This is a genomic window from Pseudomonas sp. TAE6080 (assembly GCF_018732265.1).
Lineage (GTDB): Bacteria > Pseudomonadota > Gammaproteobacteria > Pseudomonadales > Pseudomonadaceae > Aquipseudomonas > Aquipseudomonas brenneri.
This window is the reverse complement of sequence record NZ_JAHIDY010000048.1, coordinates 11,943-31,900: the sequence shown is the minus strand read 5'-3', so window position 1 is coordinate 31,900 and position 19,958 is coordinate 11,943. Positions and strand designations below refer to the sequence as shown.

At 61.1% G+C, this 19,958-nt stretch carries 18 protein-coding genes; 15 read left to right on the top strand and 3 right to left on the bottom strand.

Translation table 11 applies throughout. The features are described 5' to 3' along the window. Window positions 1–72 precede the first annotated feature (72 nt). Window positions 73–1,041: a FecR domain-containing protein gene (locus tag KL786_RS25605; RefSeq protein WP_215519408.1), complete on the bottom strand. Its 969-nt coding sequence runs from the start codon at window positions 1,039–1,041 to the stop codon at window positions 73–75. After that, complete coding sequence (locus KL786_RS25600; RefSeq protein WP_215519407.1) at window positions 1,034–1,567, bottom strand: sigma-70 family RNA polymerase sigma factor; 534 nt, start codon at window positions 1,565–1,567, stop codon at window positions 1,034–1,036. The genes KL786_RS25605 and KL786_RS25600 overlap by 8 nt, the downstream gene beginning before the upstream one ends. Before the next feature lie 382 nt (window positions 1,568–1,949). Here KL786_RS25600 and KL786_RS25595 point away from each other — a divergent pair, with 382 nt between their 5' ends. From KL786_RS25595 to KL786_RS25555, 9 genes are all read left to right on the top strand, one after another. Then, entirely contained in the window at window positions 1,950–2,897 is a 948-nt protein-coding gene (locus KL786_RS25595) for an AraC family transcriptional regulator (protein ID WP_215519406.1), read from the top strand. A gap of 107 nt (window positions 2,898–3,004) precedes the next feature. Then, entirely contained in the window at window positions 3,005–4,381 is a 1,377-nt protein-coding gene (locus KL786_RS25590) for a Rieske 2Fe-2S domain-containing protein (protein ID WP_215519405.1), read from the top strand. Further along, the gene (gene benB / locus KL786_RS25585) at window positions 4,378–4,866 is read left to right on the top strand and encodes a benzoate 1,2-dioxygenase small subunit (RefSeq protein WP_215519404.1); all 489 of its coding nucleotides are present in this window, start codon (window positions 4,378–4,380) and stop codon (window positions 4,864–4,866) included. Before KL786_RS25590 ends, benB begins: the two co-directional genes overlap by 4 nt. A gap of 10 nt (window positions 4,867–4,876) precedes the next feature. Beyond that, entirely contained in the window at window positions 4,877–5,899 is a 1,023-nt protein-coding gene (gene benC, locus KL786_RS25580; protein ID WP_215519403.1) for a benzoate 1,2-dioxygenase electron transfer component BenC, read from the top strand. 10 nt (window positions 5,900–5,909) lie between these two features. After that, window positions 5,910–6,671: a 1,6-dihydroxycyclohexa-2,4-diene-1-carboxylate dehydrogenase gene (locus tag KL786_RS25575; RefSeq protein ID WP_032860470.1), complete on the top strand. Its 762-nt coding sequence runs from the start codon at window positions 5,910–5,912 to the stop codon at window positions 6,669–6,671. Window positions 6,672–6,724: 53 nt separating this feature from the next. After that, entirely contained in the window at window positions 6,725–8,059 is a 1,335-nt protein-coding gene (locus KL786_RS25570) for an MFS transporter (protein ID WP_215519402.1), read from the top strand. A gap of 39 nt (window positions 8,060–8,098) precedes the next feature. Beyond that, a complete protein-coding gene (locus KL786_RS25565; protein ID WP_215519401.1) occupies window positions 8,099–9,346 on the top strand; it encodes an OprD family porin in 1,248 nt (415 codons plus the stop codon). A gap of 271 nt (window positions 9,347–9,617) precedes the next feature. Continuing rightward, complete coding sequence (locus tag KL786_RS25560; protein ID WP_032860466.1) at window positions 9,618–10,124, top strand: P-loop nucleotide/nucleoside kinase family protein; 507 nt, start codon at window positions 9,618–9,620, stop codon at window positions 10,122–10,124. A 437-nt stretch (window positions 10,125–10,561) separates the two neighbouring features. Beyond that, entirely contained in the window at window positions 10,562–11,506 is a 945-nt protein-coding gene (locus tag KL786_RS25555) for a Dyp-type peroxidase (protein ID WP_215519400.1), read from the top strand. Window positions 11,507–11,520: 14 nt separating this feature from the next. Here the strand turns inward: KL786_RS25555 and KL786_RS25550 are convergent, their stop codons facing one another. Continuing rightward, window positions 11,521–12,399 carry a LysR family transcriptional regulator gene (locus KL786_RS25550; RefSeq protein ID WP_032860464.1) on the bottom strand — a complete coding sequence of 293 codons (879 nt, stop codon included), beginning with the start codon at window positions 12,397–12,399 and terminating at the stop codon, window positions 11,521–11,523. Between the two features lie 132 nt (window positions 12,400–12,531). Here KL786_RS25550 and KL786_RS25545 point away from each other — a divergent pair, with 132 nt between their 5' ends. The 6 genes from KL786_RS25545 to KL786_RS25520 all read left to right on the top strand — a co-directional run bounded on the left by KL786_RS25545 (window position 12,532) and on the right by KL786_RS25520 (window position 19,958). Next, complete coding sequence (locus KL786_RS25545; protein ID WP_215519399.1) at window positions 12,532–13,398, top strand: alpha/beta hydrolase; 867 nt, start codon at window positions 12,532–12,534, stop codon at window positions 13,396–13,398. A 127-nt stretch (window positions 13,399–13,525) separates the two neighbouring features. Next, window positions 13,526–15,094: an ABC transporter substrate-binding protein gene (locus tag KL786_RS25540; RefSeq protein WP_215519398.1), complete on the top strand. Its 1,569-nt coding sequence runs from the start codon at window positions 13,526–13,528 to the stop codon at window positions 15,092–15,094. Window positions 15,095–15,105: 11 nt separating this feature from the next. Further along, entirely contained in the window at window positions 15,106–16,047 is a 942-nt protein-coding gene (locus tag KL786_RS25535; protein ID WP_032860461.1) for an ABC transporter permease, read from the top strand. Then, entirely contained in the window at window positions 16,044–16,913 is an 870-nt protein-coding gene (locus KL786_RS25530) for an ABC transporter permease (RefSeq protein WP_215519397.1), read from the top strand. The genes KL786_RS25535 and KL786_RS25530 overlap by 4 nt, the downstream gene beginning before the upstream one ends. 2 nt (window positions 16,914–16,915) lie before the next feature. Further along, the gene (locus tag KL786_RS25525; protein ID WP_215519396.1) at window positions 16,916–18,547 is read left to right on the top strand and encodes an ABC transporter ATP-binding protein; all 1,632 of its coding nucleotides are present in this window, start codon (window positions 16,916–16,918) and stop codon (window positions 18,545–18,547) included. 130 nt (window positions 18,548–18,677) lie between these two features. Next, window positions 18,678–19,958 (top strand): OprD family porin, encoded by a 1,281-nt coding sequence (locus KL786_RS25520; protein ID WP_215519395.1) that lies wholly within the window; start codon window positions 18,678–18,680, stop codon window positions 19,956–19,958.

Sequence of the window (19,958 nt, the reverse complement as noted above, 5' to 3'; positions counted from 1 at the left end):
TCCCCGCCCTGTGAAAGTGATGTGATTACGCAAGGGACACCCAGCCTGGGGAAAACACGACAATGATTCTTGTTACGCGTTGGCGCGCGCGGTAATGGTGACCCAGTAGGGCGTGCGGTAGTGGACGTTTATCGGCAGGGTCTGGCTCAGGGCGTGAAGGATCTGATCGGTGTCGCGCAACTGGAAAGCCCCGGAGATCAGCAGCCCGGCCACTGCAGGATCGCAACGCAGCAGGCCAGGTCGATAGCGATCCAGTTCGCTGATGAAGTCATCGAGGCGCATCTTTTCTGCACGCAACACACCGCTGAGCCAGTCGAGACGATTCTGCGCAAGGGCCATTGAGGGCTCGGCAGCACGGAGGTTGACGTGGGTCTGCCGGCCCGCTGCCAGTCGCATGAGGCCATCATCCCCCGGTGACAACCGCGGGCGCACCTCGACATCGCCCTCCAGCGCGGCGAGATAAGTGCTGTGCGGGTACTGACGCACCAGAACACGGCTGCCGAGCAAGGTGATTTGTGCTTCGGCGGTACCGACAATGAGTGAACGCCTGGCATGTTCGCGGGGGGCTTCGACGAGCATCTCGCCGGCGATGAGCCGTATGCGGCGAGCGCTGTCGTCGTAGGCGATATCGACGGCACTGCCAGTGTTCAGGCGAATCTGCCCGCCATCCGGCAGGTGCAGGGTGCGTTGCTCCCCCGTGGCGGTGCGCTCATCCGCTTGCCACTCACGCCACGGCAGGCCACGGTAGGCTGCTAGACCGAGCGGGGCGGCGGCGATCAGCAACGCAAGGGTCTTGAGCACCTGTCGGCGCTCCAGGCTGCGCGGGCGTTCCAGAGCCGCTCGTCCGGCATCACCGACAAGCTGCTGGGCTCGGCCGCTAAAACGCTCGGCCAGTTGCCAGGCCCGTTCGTGATCAGCGTGTCGCGCCCGCCACTCGGCACCGGCGGCATGCTCGGCAGCGCAGGCGCCGCTATTTTGCAAGCGCACGAACCAGAGGGCCGCTTCTCGGGCAATACGCCGGTCGATGGGGGGCTCACTCATACTGCGCGCTCTGGCTGGCAAGTACGATGCACTCTTCGAAAGCCCGCGCAAGGTAGCGTTGTACCGAACGCACGCTGAGACCAAGGCGGCTGGCGATCTCCTCCTGCGTATAACCTTCCAGTTGCGCCATCAGGAATGCCTGCCGGGTCCTGGCTGGCAACAGGGCAAGTACTTGGTCGATCTCGTCGAGGGCTTCGAGTACCAGCGCCTGATGTTCCAGCGACGGTGAGAGGTCTTCCGGCGTTTGCGCCAGTACGGCCAGGTAGGCTTGCTCCAGTGAGCGGCGGCGGTAGAGGTTGATGCTCAGGCGATTGGCGATGGTGGCCAGATAGGCGCGCGGTGTCGTGAAGTTCAGCGGCTCGCCCGGCGCACTGCAGAGCAGCCGCACAAACGTATCCTGGGCCAGGTCCGCCGCATCGGCGGCGTTGCCCAAGCGCCTGCGCAACCAGCTCTGCAACCAGCCATGGTGATGGCTGTAGAGCTGATCGATGGCCTGATGCTGGTGGTGGGATGAAGTGGATTGCACGGGATACTGAGGATGTTAATGAGAATTCATCTCATTCTATCAGTATAAGTTCGGACTCGTACACGTAAAAGGTTCAGCACTCACTGACTGATGCTCATGTACTGATTGGCGGCCAGGCGATGTAAAAGCCCTCGCCATTACAGACGTGATTGATCCACAACAGACGCCACAGTCACCGAAAAGCATCTGGACAAGGGGGAACACGTATCAAGACGTGTCACCACGCCGACGGTGGCGGGCCGCCTCACGCGCGGGCTAGTGCGGATGATCAAGCCGCGATAAGTTCACCATACCTTCAGGGTATCCCTTTAGACCTTATCCATATTGGACGCTCGCTACGCCACGCTTCAGCCTGAGGCCAATAACTATAAAGAGGCGCACCATGACCGTGCTATTGAGTGAGCGCAGCCAGATTTTCCAGCGGGCCGATGCCTACGCGGTATCGGACTATGTCAACCAGCATGTGGGCAGCCACTGTATCCGCCTGCCGCCCAAGGGCCGGCCCATGGCGAGTATCAGCCACCGGACCTTTTCCAGCCTGGACTTGTGCCGGATCAGCTACGGCGCGCCGGTGCGGGTCACGTCGGTGGCGCTGGAAACGATCTATCACTTGCAGATCCTGCTGACAGGACACTGCCGCTCCAACTCCCGGGGCGAGGAGCATATCTTCGGGCCGGGCGAGATCTTGTTGATCAACCCGGATGACCCGGTGGACCTGACCTATTCCGCCGACTGCGAAAAATTCATCATCAAGTTGCCGGTGCGCCTGCTGGAAAACGCTTGCCTGGCGCAACACTGGACGCTGCCGCAGCCGGGTATCCGTTTTGCGGCTGCGCGCCATGCGTTAAGTGAGATGGGCGGTTTCCTGCCGTTGCTGGGGCTGATCTGCCACGAGGCGGAAAACGCCGCCGAGCCGCAAGTGCAGGGGCTGTATGAGCGGATTGTGGCGAATAAGCTGCTGGCACTGCTGGCCAGCAACGTGCTGCGGGTGATCCCCCAGGCGGCTCAAGGGGGCGGCTTCGAGGCGGTGCGCGAGTTTATCGAAGAGCACCTGGGCGAGGACATCAGCATCGAGCAACTGATGGCAGTGGCCAAGGTCAGCGAACGTTCGCTGTACAGCCTGTTCGAGCGCCAGGTTGGCCTGTCGCCCCGTGACTATGTGCGCCGGCGCAAGTTGGAGCGGGTGCATGCACGCTTGCAACTGACCACGACGCGCAGTGTGACGGAAGTGGCGCTGGACCACGGTTTCATGCACCTGGGACGTTTTTCCGAGGCCTATCGCAAACGCTTTGGCGAACTGCCTTCGCAGACCTGGAAGCGCCATCGATAAGCGGCTTGCGCCAGCCGGATACTGATTTGCAGGAAGCGGATATTGGGGAGGAGGACGAACACGTACGGTGAGGGCGCCTGATACAAGAACAACGGAGGGCCTGCCCCATGACCAGTACACTCGACCGCCTCGCTGTACAACTGCGCGAGTCCGTTCAGGAAGATCCCGCTACCGGGGTGTTCCGCTGCCGCCGCGATATCTTCACCGACCCCGACCTGTTCGCCCTGGAGATGAAGCATATCTTTGAGGGAGGTTGGATCTACCTGGCCCATGAAAGCCAGGTGCCCGAGATCAACGATTACTACACCACCTGGATTGGCCGCCAACCGGTGGTCATCACCCGTGACAAACAGGGCACGCTGCACGGGCTGGTCAACGCCTGTGCCCACCGTGGCGCCATGTTGTGCCGGCGCAAACAGGGCAACAAGGGCTCATTCACCTGCCCATTCCATGGCTGGACCTTCAGCAACGCCGGCAAGCTGCTCAAGGTCAAGGATGCGAAGACCGGCGCCTATCCGGACAGCTTCGACTGTGACGGCTCCCATGACCTCAAGCGCCTGGGCCGCTTTGAAAACTACCGCGGTTTCCTGTTCGGCAGCCTCAGCGAGGCAGTGCCGGAACTGAGTGATTACCTGGGTGAAACCCGGGTCATCATTGATCAGATGGTCGATCAGGCACCCTTGGGCCTGGAGGTGCTGCGCGGCAGTTCGTCCTATGTCTACGATGGCAACTGGAAGCTGCAGATCGAGAACGGCGCCGACGGTTACCACGTCAGCTCCGTGCACTGGAACTACTCGGCGACCATGGGCCGGCGCAATTACGAGGCTGAAGGCACGCGCACCGTCGACGCCAATGGCTGGTCGAAAAGCCTGGGCGGGGTCTACGCTTTCGATCACGGGCACATCCTGCTGTGGACGCGCCTGCTCAACCCCGAGGTGCGCCCGGTGCATGCGCACCGCGATGCCTTGGCCGAACGCCTGGGCCAGGAACGTGCCGACTTTATCGTCGACCAGACCCGCAACCTGTGCCTGTACCCAAACGTGTACCTGATGGACCAGTTCTCCACGCAGATCCGCGTGGTGCGGCCGATTGCGGTCGACAAGACCGAAGTGACGATCTATTGCATGGCGCCGATTGGCGAAAGTGCCCAGGAGCGGGCGACGCGTATCCGCCAATACGAAGACTTCTTCAACGTTAGCGGCATGGGCACCCCGGATGACCTGGAGGAGTTCCGCGCCTGCCAGGCCGGCTACCAGGGCGCGAGTACCTTATGGAACGACCTCAGTCGTGGCGCCAAGCAGTGGGTTGAAGGGGCCGACGAAAATGCCCGGGCCATGGGCATGCACCCGCAACTGAGCGGGATAAAGACCGAAGACGAGGGGTTGTTCGTGCGCCAGCACGCGCACTGGGCCCAGAGCCTGCAGCGCGCGATCCAGCGCGAACAGCAAGGCCTAATCGCCAGCGACCGGGAGGTACAGCCATGAGCCCGTCCCGTGACCGCCTGCTGGATTTTCTCTACCGCGAAGCACGCCTGCTGGATGACCGCCAATGGGATGAATGGCTGGGATGTTATTCGCCCAAGGTGGAGTTCTGGATGCCCGCCTGGGACGACTACGACACCCTCACCGAGGATCCGCAAAGCGAAATCTCGCTGATCTACTACCCCAGCCGTGACGGCCTGGAAGACCGCATCTTCCGGATCAAGACCGAACGCTCCAGCGCCAGCACGCCCGAGCCACGCACGGTCCACATGATCTGCAACCTCGAAGTACTGGCCGACGATGGCAGCCAGGTGGAGCTGCGTTTCAACTGGCACACCCTCAGCCATCGCTACAAGACCACGGACAGCTATTTCGGCACGTCCTTCTACAGCCTGGATATGCGCGGCGAACAGCCGCTGATCACGCGCAAGAAGGTGGTGCTGAAAAACGATTACATCCACCAGGTCATCGACATCTACCACATCTGAGGACACCGCCATGACCTATGCCATTGCCCTGAACTTCGAGGATGGTGTGACCCGCTTCATTGACTGCAAGGTGGGGGAGAAAGTCCTCGATGCTGCCTTTCGCCAGCGTATCAACCTGCCCATGGATTGCTCGGACGGTGTGTGCGGCACCTGCAAATGCCGCTGTGAAACAGGCGCCTATGACTTGGGCGACGACTATATCGAGGATGCGCTGAGCGCCGATGAAGCCCAGGAGCGCCAGGTGCTGACCTGCCAGATGGTGCCGCAGTCCGATTGCGTGATTGCGGTGCCGGTGCCGTCCAGTGCCTGCAAGACCGGCACCACGCACTTTGCCGCGACACTGGCCGGCATTGTCCGTCACGCCGATGCCGCACTGGAAGTGAGTTTCGAGCTGGATCAGGCCCCGGTGTTCCTGCCCGGCCAGTACGTGAATATCGGTGTGCCCGACAGCGGGCAGACGCGTTCGTATTCTTTCAGTAGCCGCCCTGGCGATACACACGCCAGTTTCCTGATCAAGCATGTGCCGGGCGGGTTGATGAGTGGCTGGCTGGAACGCGCGCAGCCAGGCGACAGCGTGCCAATGAACGGGCCACTGGGCAGTTTCTACCTGCGTGAGGTCGTGCGGCCGTTGCTGTTGTTGGCCGGGGGTACCGGCCTGGCGCCGTTTCTGTCGATGCTCGAAGTGCTGGCGCAACGCGGGGAAGGCCGGCCGATCACACTGATCTATGGGGTGACGCGGGATCAGGACCTGGTGCTGGTCGAGGCCCTGCAGGCGTTCGCTGCACGGTTGCCCAACCTCGATGTTGTCACCTGCGTGGCCGACCCGCAGACCGCGCACCCGCGCCAGGGCTACGTCACCCAGCATATGGCCAGCGAGGCCCTGAACGACGGCGATGTTGACGTCTATCTGTGCGGGCCGCCGCCGATGGTCGATGCGGTGCGCCAGCATTTCAAAACACTCGGGCTGAGTCCGGCCAGTTTCCATTACGAGAAATTCACCCCCAACGCTGTCGCCAGCTTCGATGCGGCCTGAGGAAATCAGCATGAATCCACGTTTTGACAGCAAGGTTGCACTGGTTACCGGCGCGGCCCAGGGCATTGGCCGGCGAGTCGCCGAGCGTTTGCTGGAAGAGGGTGCCTGGCTGGTCGCAGTCGATCGCTCGGAACTGGTGCATGAACTGCAGCACGACCGGGCGCTGACCCTGACTGCCGACCTTGAGCAACATGCCGAGTGCGCCCAGGTAATGGCCGCTGCCAAGGTGCGTTTCGGGCGCATCGATATTCTGGTCAACAACGTCGGCGGGACCATCTGGGCCAAGCCCTTCGAGTACTACGCCGAAGCGCAAATCGAAGCCGAAGTGCGCCGCTCGCTGTTCCCTACGCTGTGGTGCTGCCATTGCGTGCTGCCTTACATGCTGGAGCAGGGCAGCGGGGCCATCGTCAATGTGTCTTCGGTCGCCACGCGCGGGGTCAATCGCGTGCCCTATGGCGCGGCCAAGGGCGGGGTGAATGCCCTGACCGCCTGCCTGGCCCTGGAGACTGCCGGCAGCGGCATTCGCGTCAATGCCACGGCGCCGGGTGGCACCGAGGCACCGCCACGCCGCATCCCGCGTAACAGCCAGCCGCAGAGCGCGCAGGAGCGCGTGTGGTACCAGCAGATCGTTGACCAGACCCTCGACAGCAGCTCGATGAAGCGTTACGGCAGCATCGACGAGCAAGCAGGCGCGATTTTGTTCCTGGCCTCGGACGAGGCCTCCTATATCACCGGCGTGACCTTGCCGGTAGGAGGTGGCGACCTCGGCTGATTCGCCTTTACCTGCAGACATTGACTCACAACAACAATAAAGAGAGCACTGCCATGCGTACCCATGACGTTCATTCGATTATCGATAATGCACCTTTCAACCGCTTTCACTGGCTGATCGTGAGCCTCTGTGCCTTGCTGTTGATCTTTGATGGCTATGACTTGTTTATCTACGGTGTAGTCCTGCCCTCGATCATGCGCGAGTGGGGGCTCACGCCCTTGCAGGCCGGCGCCCTGGGCAGCTATGCGCTGTTCGGCATGATGTTCGGCGCGCTGATCTTCGGCACCCTGGCCGACCGCTTCGGGCGCAAGAAAGGCATCGTCTTTTGTTTTGCGCTGTTCAGCATCGCCACCGTGGTCAACGGCTTTGCCAGCAGCCCCAGCGAATTCGGTATCTGCCGCTTTATCGCCGGGCTCGGCTGTGGCGGGCTGATGCCCAATGCGGCTGCGCTGATCAACGAATATGCGCCGAAGAAAGTCCGCAGCACCTTGATGGCCTTCATGTTCAGCGGCTATTCCCTGGGCGGCATGCTGGCGGCCAGTGTGGGCATCTTCATGCTGCCGGCCTACGGCTGGTCGTCGATGTTTTTTGTGGCCGTTATCCCACTGGTGTTGCTGCCGCTGATTGTGCTCTGGCTGCCCGAATCCATCGGCTTCCTGATCCGCCAGGGCCGGATGGAACAGGCGAGGGCGTTGCTCAATCGCCTGTCGCCGGGCACCCAGATCGATGCCGAGGACGAGTTGGTCGTGACCGACAGCAAAGGCAAGGGCGCCTCGGTAATAGAGCTGTTCCGTCATGGCCTGGCGGTACGCACGGCGATGATCTGGACGGCGTTTTTCTGCTGCCTGTTAATGGTCTATGCCTTGAGTTCGTGGCTGCCCAAGCTGATGGCCGGGGCCGGTTATAGCCTGGGGTCGAGCCTGTCGTTCCTGATTGCCTTGAACCTGGGTGGCATGGCCGGGGCACTGATCGGCGGGCGTTTGGGCGATCGGCTGAACCTGGTGAAAGTGGTGATCTGTTTCTTTGCCGCCGCAGTGGTGTCGATCAGCCTGTTGGGCATCAACAGCCCGATGCCGCTCCTGTATCTGCTGATCTTCATCGCGGGCGCCACCACCATTGGCACGCAAATCCTCCTGTATGCCGGGGCGGCGCAGCTCTATGGCCTGTCGATTCGCGCCACCGGCCTGGGCTGGGCGTCCGGTATCGGGCGCAATGGCGCGATCGTCGGCCCGTTGCTGGGCGGCGCGCTGATGGCGATCGAACTGCCCCTGCAACTGAACTTCATGGCCTTTGCCATCCCCGGTGCCATAGCGGCGCTGGCGATGACGGTGTTTGTCCTGAATGAACGGCGCACCCGTGTTGGCCTGCCGGCTGCCCAGGCGCTGTAACCGTTCTAACCGTCGATAATAAAAACAAAGAGCAACGACATGAACACACAACGTATCTGGCTTTCCCTGCTAGGGCTGCCCCTTGCCGCAACGGCTGGCGAGGGCGGCTTTTTCGAGAGTTCCACCGCCACCTTGCAGGCCCGCAACTACTACTTCAGCCGCGACTTCTCGGACATTGTCGGCACCAACCAGCAGTCCAAGGCCCAGGAATGGGGCCAGGGCTTTATCCTCACCTACAAGTCCGGTTATACCCCAGGCCCAGTAGGCTTTGGCCTGGATGCGCTGGGCACCCTGGGTCTCAAGCTCGACAGCAGCCCCGACCGAGTAAATAGCGGCTTGCTGCCGGTCAAGGACGATGGCCGCGCCGCCGACAACTACAGTCGCCTGGGCCTGACCTTCAAGGCGCGGCTGTCCAGGAGTGAACTGAAGGTTGGTGAGCTGCAGCCGAACCTGCCGGTACTGGCCTTCAGCGACATACGCCTGCTGCCGCCCAGTTACCAGGGGCTCAGCATCAGCTCCAGTGAAATCACCGGCCTCACTCTGCAGGCCGGGCACTTGACCAGCACCAGCCTGCGCAATGAGGCCGGTGATGAAAAAATGCTCGCCATGCTCGGCCATGTGCCGCAGCGCGGGGCTCAGAGTGATGCTTTCAACTATGTCGGGGGCGACTACACCTTCAATGGCAATCGCAGCAGCGTCAGCACCTGGCATGGGCAGTTGCAAGACATCTATGCCCAGGACTTTATCGGCTTCAAGCACAGCCAGCCGTTCGGGAATTGGGTGTTGGGCGCCAATCTGGGCTACTACACTGCGCGGGAGGATGGCGACCAGTTGCTCGGCAAGATCGATAACCAGGCGTTTTTTTCGCTTCTTTCGGCCAAACGCGGTGGCCATACCTTCTACGTGGGTTATCAGGCCATGTATGGCGACAGTGCCTTCCCGAGGGTATTTGCCAATGTCACGCCCTTGGGCAACGAAGTCCCGACCTACGAGTTTGCGTATACCGACGAGCGTTCATGGCAAGTGCGCCATGACTACGACTTTGCCGCATGGGGGGTACCGGGGCTGACGACCACGCTGCGCTATATCACGGGCGACAACGTGAATACCGGCGCCGGTTACGAAGGACGGGACCGCGAGCGGGACCTGGATATCGGGTATGCCGTGCAGAGTGGTGTGCTCAGAGGCTTGGGAATTCGGGTACGTAATGTGATGGCACGCTCTAATTACCGTAGTGATATTGATGAGAATCGGCTGATCCTCAGTTACACCTGGACGCTGCTTTAGACACTGCCCGGGCAATTAGCGGGCAGGGCATCAGGCCCTGCTCGCTTGGCTGGACCCCAATCAGCGGAACCTGACGTTCAGCCACACCCCGCGAAAGCTGCCAAAGGGCAACCAGGTAATATCACCGACAAACGTATCGGCAAGTTGCGTGGCTTCAGACTGCGGGACCTCCAGATTACCCAGGACCCCCGATGTCGAACAGGCCGAGAATATCCCCGGGGTAACTGGCCGCTGCCTACACTGGGTTAACTCACTAATCGAAGGACATAGAATGCTGATCGTCTTTAGCGGCCTTCCCGGCACAGGAAAAACGACTATCGCCAATGATCTCGCTGCTACGACAGGCGCCGTGTACCTGCGCATTGATACGATTGAGCAGGCGATTCGAAACTCTGGTGCTCTTGCACAAGATGTAGGGCGCAGTGGTTATATGGTCGCTTATGAGCTTGCGCGGAGTAACCTTCGTTTGGGCCGCACGGTCATCGTTGATTGTGTCAACCCCGTCATCGAAAGCCGAGTTGCGTGGAGCGAAATCGCCTCACACTCTGGTGTTCGCTTAGCAAATATCCAAGTGATTTGCTCCGATAATCATGAACATCAGCGCCGGGTAGAAACAAGAGTGGTTGATATTCCCGGTCTGACTCCGCCAACCTGGCAGTCTGTACTGGATCATGAATATGAGCCGTGGGACAAAGCTCCGTTTTGCATAGACACAGCACTGACCTCTTCAGTGCAAGCGGTCTCGATGATCATCAACCGATTCCTGGCCAGTGAGTAGTGTCGGCTAAGCCCAAGGTGGCAAGGTGTGATTAGCGGACGTATGCATCATGGTGAGGCCGGGCGGTTAAGGACGTCTCTTAGCCTTACGTGAACTGAGCGATCACTTCGTCCGAAGACATAACGTCGGCATATTCATCACCAAGTATTGCTAAGGTCAGGTCGTAAACAGTTTTGGCGTCCCAGGTCTTTCCATTCGCCCCGACTACGGGCACAGCTGTTGTGGCGTCTGACAACTGGTCGAAGATGAATCCCCTCTAGAATCTGCTCTCTGTGAAGCTCACTTACAATAACCAGTGTAGATTCGACATGCGCGCAGCCTTGTCCCAGATAACAACGCCCACTAGATTCGATAGTAATGTGGTCTGTAAAAAACCAAGCCAGAATGTATGACGTCAAGGCGACTTAACCGGACGCTTAAATGTGGAACCCATCACAATGAACCCGAATATTGACCCTCAGCCCGTATGTAGCCCGATCACCAGCAGCGCCATTTTCATGGTCGCCACACTTGCCCCCGGCAATGATGCGGCCAGGACGGTACGGGAATGGTGCGGCGATATCGCAGCCCTCACGCGCTCGGTCGGCAAGCGCGTGCCCGACGGCAACTTGACCTGTGTGTGCGGCTTTGGCTCGACGGCCTGGGATGGATTGTTCGGCACACCACGCCCGGCTGCCCTGCATCCGTTTCAGGCAGTTGGTGTAGCAGGGCGCATGGCGGTTGCCACGCCTGGGGATGTGTTGCTGCACATTCGCGCCGATCGCATGGACCTGTGCTTTGAACTGGCCACGCAAATCATGGCGGCCCTGGGCGATGCAGTGACCGTGGTCGATGAGGTCCAGGGTTTCCGCAATTTCGATATGCGCAGCATCATTGGGTTTGTCGACGGCACCGAGAACCCAACCGGGCGCAAGGCTGTCGGTTTCACCATCGTCGGTGACGAAGATCCGGCATTCAGGGGTGGCAGCTATGTGCTGGTGCAGAAGTACCTGCACAACATGACGGCTTGGAATGCCCTGTCCACAGAGGCCCAGGAGCGGGTGATCGGGCGCACCAAACTGTCGGATATCGAGCTGGCAGATGAGGTCAAGCCGAGCAACTCCCACAGTGCCTTGACCACCCTCACCGAGGATGGCGAGGAAGTGAAAATCCTGCGCGACAACATGCCGTTCGGCCGGCCGGGAGCGGGGGAGTTCGGTACCTACTTCATCGGCTATGCGCGTTCGCCGCAGCCCTTGGAACGGATGCTTGCGAACATGTTTGTCGGCCTGCCTGCCGGTAACTATGACCGGTTGCTGGACTTCAGTACGGCGGTCACCGGCAGCTTGTTTTTCGTGCCATCCGCTGACTTGCTGGAAGAGTTGGCTGAGCGTGAGCCATGAGCGTCAGGTAAGGCTCACTTCGCCACGGCCGACATCAGCAACTTGCGAATCTCCCCGGTAATCGCACTTTTGGTGCCTTGCTCCAAGATCCCCACCCGGCGTACCGCCAAGTCGCCGGGCAGCGGCAGGACGCGCAGGCTGGGGTCTTTGTCCCAGTCAAAGTTCTTCAACAGCGGCACGATGGCCACCCCGACTTGCTGGCGGACCAGGTCGGCGATGCCGATGATCGAGTTCAGTTCGAGGATTTCCAACGGTTCGACCGATTCACTCTTGATGATCGACTGCACCTTGCGGCCCACGGCGGTGGACCTGTCATAACGGATGAACGGCTGGGTCCTGAGCAATTCCACGGCATCGTTGATGCCGGCGGTCTGTGTGGTATTGGCAAGCATGACGATGGGCTCGTTGTAGAGCAGGGTCCAGCTCAAGCCGTCGAAGTTTTGCCGTGCCGTCTCGATCAGCAGGGCCGCGTCGAGCTTGGCGGCGTGCACCAGGTTGACCACTTCATCGGAGCGCGCAGTCATCAGGTTGACCGATATGCGCGGGTGCAGTTTTTTCAGTTGCACCAGGCAATTGGCGAGCAGGCCCATGCCCGAGGTAATACCGCCGATCGACACCTCACCCTCCATGGCCATGTCATCGGGTGCCTCGGCGATCATTTGCTCGTAGTCCGCCAGCAGGCGCTTGGCCTTGGGCAGCAACAACACGCCATCGCGACTCAGCTTGATCTGCCGTTGGCTGCGGTCGAACAGCGGCCGGCGCATCTCTTCTTCGAGGGCGCGCATTTGCAGGCCGACGGCGGCGTTGGTGAGCGCCACCCGGTCGGCGGCGGCGGCGAAACTGCCGTACTCGGCGACGGCGATGAACGTCTTGAAGAAACGGATGTTGCTCATAGGAAGGCCCGTAGTCATGGGTGTGCATGGATGGTAAAGGTTTTATTTACTCTTGCTAAAGTTAAATTAGTTTTTCTTTTAATAGCGAGCGACCAATACTCCAGTCCGAACTGACTCGGCGAACTTTTCCCCATGAGCAATCCAGATATCAGCCCTGAAGATGCAGCCTTGCGTGCTGCCAAGAACGTGTACCACCTCGGCGCGACCACCGTGTATTCGCATCATGAGGACAGTCGTTTTGCTTACACCCTCTACGTGCCTGAAGCCATCGAGGACCGCAACCGGCCAGTAGATCTGGTGGTGTCGCTGCACGGCTCGACCCGTGCGATGGAGATTTATCGCAATGGCTTCGCAGAGTTTGGCCGCTGGAACGATTGTGTGATCTTGTCGCCGCTGTTCCCGGTCGGCGTGCTGGGGGACGGCAACGGTGATGGCTACAAACAGATGGTCGAAGGCGATATCCGCTACGACCAGGTATTGCTCGACATGATCGCCAGCGTTGGCAAGCGCTACGGTCGCCGTTTCGATACCTTCGCGCTGTTCGGTTATTCCGGCGGCGGGCAATTCACCCATCGTTTTTGCTACCTGCACCCGGAGAAACTCTGGGCAGCATCCATCGGTGCGCCGGGCTCGGTGACCTTACTGGATGCCGACCAGGACTGGTGGGTGGGCGTGCGGGACTTCGCCACGCGCTTTGGCAAACCGCTGAACCTGCCAGCCTTGCAGCAGTTGCCGGTGCATATGGTGGTGGGGGATTCAGACCTCGAAACCTGGGAAATCACCCACCGCGAAGGCGGCAAACACTTCATGCCCGGTGCCAACGCTGCTGGCCGCACGCGCCCCGAGCGCCTGGCCAGCTTGAAGGCCAGTTTCGAAGCCGCCGGCGTGCAGGTGCACTTTGATCTGCTGCCCAACGTCGCGCACCAGGGCGTCAAGGCCATGCCGGCTGCCCAGGATTTTTTCGCCAAGGTGTTGCGCCACAAGCGCAGCCTGGGCTGATACACCGCAGGTAGATGCACTCAGAACAGACCGTATAACAATAACCAAGGATTCACTCATTCTGATGCCGGTCCTGCCTTGGCCTTCGGCCACTGACCGGAAAATTCCTTCAAGGAGTCTTTCTCCCGTGAATAGTTACGTAAAGACGGCACTGGCCGTCGCGATGTCGGCGTGCACCTTGTCCATGGCGGTTGCGCAAGACCAGGTCATCAGCGTGGGCCTCAACGGTGATATCCGCAGCACCGACCCAGGCGTCAACCGCGACGACAATACCGACGCGGTGATGATGCATATTGTCGAAGGGCTGGTGGCGTACCGTGAAGACACCAGCATCGCGCCGATGCTCGCCAGCGCGGTTGCCGTCTCGCCGGACGGCCTGCGCTATACCTTCACTCTGCGTGACGGCGTGCATTTTCAAAATGGCCAACTGCTGAGCGCCAAGGATGTGCAATGGACCTGGCAGCGCTACCTGGATCCCAAGACCCAGTGGCGTTGCCTGGCGGAGTTCGATGGGCGCGGCGCAGCCAAGATCGTCGATGTGGCCACGCCTGATCCGAAAACCGTGGTGTTCACGCTGGACCAGGCCAACGGCTTGTTCCTGGCCGCGATGGCCCGTCCCGATTGCGCCGGCAGCGGCATCCTGCACCCGGACTCCCTGGCCGCCGATGGCAGTTGGCGCGCCCCGATTGGCACCGGGCCGTTCACCCTGGGCAAATGGCAGAAGGGCCAGTACGTCGAGCTGGATCGCTTCAAGCAATACACCCCACGGGCCGAAACCGAGGCGGATGGTTACACCGGCAATAAGCAGGCGTTTGTCGACACGGTGCGTTTCGAGGTAATCCCCGACTCGGCCTCGGCCAAGGCCGCGCTGCTGTCGGGTGGCGTGGACCTGCTGCCGGACGTGACCGCGATGGACGCTGCACAACTCAAGCAGGTGAAGAACCTGCAGATCCAGGTCAGCCCGATCATGACCATCAGCGGCCTGTTATTCCAGACTCGCGACCCATTGCTCAAGGACGTGCGCATCCGTCGTGCGGTGGCGTTGTCCCTGGATTACGCGCAGATGGTCGCGGCGTTGTCCGATGGCTTGTCGGTGGTCAACAACTCGGTCATCCCCACCGCGAGCCCGTACTACGACGGCACCGCGCACCGGGGTTATACCTACAACCTCGACGAGGCCCGGCGCCTGTTGAAAGAGGCCGGCTACAGCGGTGAAAAAATCCGCATGCTGGTCAATAAACGCTACCCGCAAATGTTCGACATGGGCCTGCTCAGCCAGGCCATGACCCAGGCGGCAGGGATCAATATCGAGATGGAGACCCTGGAGTGGGGCACGCAACTGGAGCGCTACCAGACCGGCAGCTACCAGATGATGTCGTTCTCCTATTCAGGGCGATTCGATGCGGCGCAAAGCTACGAATCAGTGATCGGCGACAAGAACAAGGAACCGCGCAAAGTCTGGGACAACCCCCAGGCCTTGGCGATATTGCGTGAGGCCCAGCGTGAAATTGACCCCGCCAAGCGCCAGCCACTGTTCGACAAGTTGCATACGCTGATGCTTGAGGATGTGCCCATGGTGGTCATCTACAACGGCACGGCCATCGGCGCCATGGGTAAGCGCGTCGAGGGTTATCGTTCCTGGCCCGTTGCCAAGCCGCGCCTGTGGGGCGTGAAGCTGGCCGACACTTCCAAGTAAGGCGTAGCGCTATGTTTCGATTCATATTGCACAGGCTCGGCATGGCGGTGCCGACCCTGTTGCTGATCTCGGTGATTGTCTTTGCCTTGATCCGCCTGATCCCCGGCGACCCGGCGTTGCTGATGCTGGGCGACATGGCCGACCCGCAAAGCCTTGCCGACATGCGTAGCAGCCTGGGGCTGGACCACTCGGTGGTGACCCAGTACCTGATCTGGATCAAGTCGGTGCTCAGCGGCGACCTTGGTGTGTCCATCAGCAGCCGCCAGCCGGTGCTGCAATTGCTGGTCGAGCGCTTCAGCGTCAGTGCAACCGTGGTGCTGGTGGCGGTATTGCTGGCGACCCTGCTCGCGGTGCCGGTGGGGTTGCTCGCTGCCTGGAAGCAAAACAGCGCGATGGACCTGGGCCTGGTGGCGACGGCGACTTTGTTGCTGTCGGTGCCGAGCTTCTGGTTGGGCTTGCTGCTGCTGTATGTGTTCGGCATTCAACTGGGTTGGCTGCCGGTGATTGGTTACGTCGGCTTTGCCAGCGACCCGATGAAAGCGCTGACCTATGTGGTACTGCCGATCATCACCCTGACCCTGGTGGAGTTCGGTGCCATTGCCCGGATGGCGCGGGCCAGCACCATTGAGGTACTGCGCCTGGAATACATCGCCCATGCACGGGCCAAGGGCCTGTCGGAAGGCGCGGTGCTGTGCAAGCACGCCCTGCGCAACGCGTTTGCGCCGACCTGGACCTTGATTGGCCTGATCCTCGGTAACTTGCTCGGCGGCATTGCGGTGCTGGAAACCGTGTTCACCCTGCCAGGTATCGGCCGCTTGATGGTCGATGCGATCTTCTCCCGCGACTACCCGGTGCTGCAGGGTTGCCTGCTGCTGGTCACCTGCATCTATGTGTTGGTCAACCTGTTGGTGGATCTGCTGTATCCGCTGTTCGATCCAAGGGTGAAGCTATGAACCTCAAGACTCCTGCCTTGCCCACCGTGGCGGCTCCCCAGCCTCGGCGGCGTCGGCGTTACCCACCGTTGAACGCCCTGATCGGCGGCAGCTTGCTTGCGGCCCTGGTGTTACTGGCATTGCTCGGCGTGGTGTGGACACCTTACGACCCGCTCAAGCTGGACCTGCTCTCGCGCCTGCATGCGCCGAGCGCCGCGCACTGGCTGGGCACCGACGAGTTTGGCCGCGACGTGTTCAGTCGCCTGATCATTGGCGCGCGTACCAGCCTGTGGATCAGCCTGCTTTCGGTCAGCGTGGCGGTCATCTGCGGCACGCTGATCGGCATGCTCGCCGGTTACCTGCGCGGCTGGACCGACCGCGTGTTGATGATGCTCAACGATGCGTTACTGGCGTTTCCCGGCATCCTTATGGCCCTGGGCATCATGGCAATTGTCGGCGCCAGCCAGTACGGCATCGTGCTCGCCCTGGGTATCGCCTACACCCCTTCGGTGGTGCGGGTGGTACGCGGCAGCGTGCTGTCGCTGCGTGAACTGGAATTCATCGAGGCGTCGCGGGTTATCGGCAACTCCGAGCTGTACACCATGTTCCGCCACATTACGCCCAACTGCCTGGCGCCTTTATGTGTGCTGGCCACCAGCATGTTTGGCTGGGCGTTGCTCTCGGAGAGTGCGCTGAGCTTCCTCGGCCTTGGGGTTCCACCACCGGCCGCGACCTGGGGCAGCATGCTCTCGGCGAGCCGCACCTATATCTCGACGGCGCCGTGGCTGGGGGTCTTCCCAGGCATCTTTATCAGCCTGACGTTGCTGGCTATCAATCTGTTCGGCGATGCCTTGCGTGATCGTCTCGACCCGCGCATGAGGAAATGAGCATGAGCGTTCCAGTGCCTTTACTGGCCGTTGAAAATCTACAGATTCGCGTCGGCGTGGACGGTCCGCTGGCCGTCGATGACTTCAGCTTCACCCTGGCCCCAGGCGAAATCGTCGCACTGGTGGGCGAGTCTGGCAGCGGCAAGACCATGGCCGCACGCGCTGCCATTGGCCTGCTGCCGGCACCGATGCAGGTGTGCGGCGGGCGCATTACCTTCCAGGGCCAAGCGTTGGACAGCCGCAATGCCAAGGCCATGCGTGAGCTGCGTGGCGCGCGGATCGGCATGGTGTTCCAGGAACCGATGGTCTCGCTCAACCCTGCGCTGACCATTGGCCGGCAGATGAGCGAGGCGCTCAAGCTACATACCGCACTGGATGCGGCAACGATCCGCGAGCGTTGTATCGCCATGCTGCAACGCATCGGCATCAAGGACGCGCAAAAGTGCCTGGCATCCTACCCGCACCAATTCTCCGGCGGCATGCGCCAGCGCATCATGCTGGCCTCGGTGATGTTGCTGCGCCCGGCGCTGTTGATCGCTGACGAGCCCACCACGGCCCTGGACTGCCTGGCACAACTGGACGTGATCGAGTTGATGCTGGAACTGACCCGCGAGCAGGGCACCGCGATTCTGTTTATCAGTCACGACCTGTCCCTGGTGGCGCGTTATGCCCACAAAGTGGTGGTGATGCGCTCGGGCAAAGCGGTGGAGCAGGGGCGCATCGAAGATATCCTCTTCGCCCCCAAGGCCGAATACACCCGGCAGTTGCTCGAAGCCCTGCCTCGGCGCGGCGAACTCGTACCCCTGCCAACGGCCGACAGCGCGTTGTTGCAGGTCCGGGATGTGTGTATCGAACACCCGGGGCCTCGCAGTTTCTGGGGGCGCAGCGAGCCCAAGCGCGTGGTGCACTCGGTAAACCTGAGCATCGCTGCGGGCGAGACCCTGGCCCTGGTCGGCGGCAGTGGCTCGGGCAAGACCACCCTCGGGCGTGCGGTCGTCGGCTTGGTCAACCCGTGTGCCGGGGCGATCCTGTTCCAGGGCGTGGACATCCTGAAGGCCGCCAATCGGGCGCATCGCCTGCAATGCCAGATGATTTTCCAGGATCCGTATTCATCCCTCGACCCACGCATGACGGTCGGCCAGATCATCGCCGAGCCGCTACGCCACGAGCCAGCCCTGACGCCTGCGCAAAAGCGCCAGCGAGTCACCGAGACCCTGGCGGACGTGGGTTTGCCCGAGCAATTTCGCGAGCGCTTTGCCCATCAACTGTCCGGCGGCCAGCGCCAGCGGGTGGCGATTGGCCGGGCGCTGGTACGACGGCCCAAACTGGTGATTGCCGATGAGCCGATTTCGGCACTGGACATGACGATCCAGAAGCAGATCCTCGAATTGTTCGAGCGTCTGCAACGCCAATATGGCTTTGCCTGCCTGTTCATTTCCCACGACCTCTCGGCGGTGGAGCGCATCGCCCATCGCGTGGCGGTGATGAACCAGGGCGAAGTGGTCGAAATCGGCCCGCGCGACACGATTTTCGATACCCCGCAACACCCTTACACCCGTCGGCTACTCGCCGCGGCCAGCCCCTTGGAGAAACGTGCGGACGGCAGTTACCGCCTTCGTGCCAGTGTGATTTAGGTACCGCTGCACCCCAGGCCTTGGCATGCAAACCCAACCCTTTGCACATCGACGATGTGCGAAGCGGGCGAAGCCATGGCCGAAGAAAACAAAAACAACCCCACTCAACCTGTCTGCCAGGAACCTACACATGAAGAACCGCATCAACAAAGTTGTCACCAGTGCCAGCGTCATGGGCGCCGGTTTCATGCCCTTGTTTGCCCAGGCCGACTTTGTCGCCGACAGCAAAGCCGCGCTTGAGTTGAAGAACTACTACTTCAACCGCGACTACCGCGAATCCAGCGGGCAGAACAAGCGCGCCGAATGGGCACAGGGGTTTATCCTCAAGGTCGAATCGGGCTTTACCGACGGCACGGTGGGCTTTGGCCTGGACGCGGTCGGCATGTTGGGTGTGAAGCTCGATTCGAGCCCGGACAACTCCGGCACCGGGCTGCTGTCGCGCTCAAGCACGGCCGAGCCAGGCTCCCCCAGCTACGCCCGCCGCGCCCACGACAACTACTCCAAACTCGGCATCACCGGCAAGGCGCGCCTGGCCAAAAGCGAACTGCGCGTGGGCTATATGGTGCCTGACCTGCCGACCTTGCAGCCGAACCTGAGCCGCCTGTTCCCGCAGAGTTTCAGCGGCACGGCACTCACCTCCAAGGACGTCGACAAGCTGACACTGACCGCGGGCCAACTGGACCAGGTCAAGCAGCGCGACTCGACCGACTACGAGGACATGGGGCTCACCAGCCAATATGGCGCCTATAAAAGCAGCGCTAAAAGCGATGAGTTCCGCTATGCCGGCGGTGAGTACGCACTGACGCCGACGACCTTCGTGACTTACCAATTCGCGCAATTGGAAAGCTTGTACCAACAGCATTACCTGGGTTTGAAAAACAGCTTCAAGTGGGGCCCGGGCACGTTCAAGACGGACATCCGCTACTTCAACGCCAGTGAAGACGCGGCGGCCCTGGCCGGCAAGGTGGATAACCGGGCGTTGAGTACCCGTATCGGCTACGGCCTCTACGGCCACAACCTCAGCGGCGGTTACCAGGCGCAATACGGTTCGACGCCGTTCACGTATGTGGACGGTACCAACACCTATCTGTTTACCGAGTACCAACTGGCCAACTTCTCCCAGACCGGCGAGCGCGTGTGGCATGCCCGTTATGACTATGACTTCGCCTCGCTGGGTATTCCGGGCCTGCTGTTCTCGACGCGTTATGCCAAGGGCGACAACGCCAAGGTCATCGGCTTCAGCGGCGAAGGGCGTGAGTGGGAGAGGGACCTGAGCCTTGGTTATGTGGTGCAGAACGGTACGTTCAAGGACGTGTCGCTGCGCTGGCAGAACGCCAGTGCCACCAGCAACTTCGCCCGTGACACCAACGAAAACAGAGTGATCCTGGGCTACACCGTGGCGCTCTGGTAG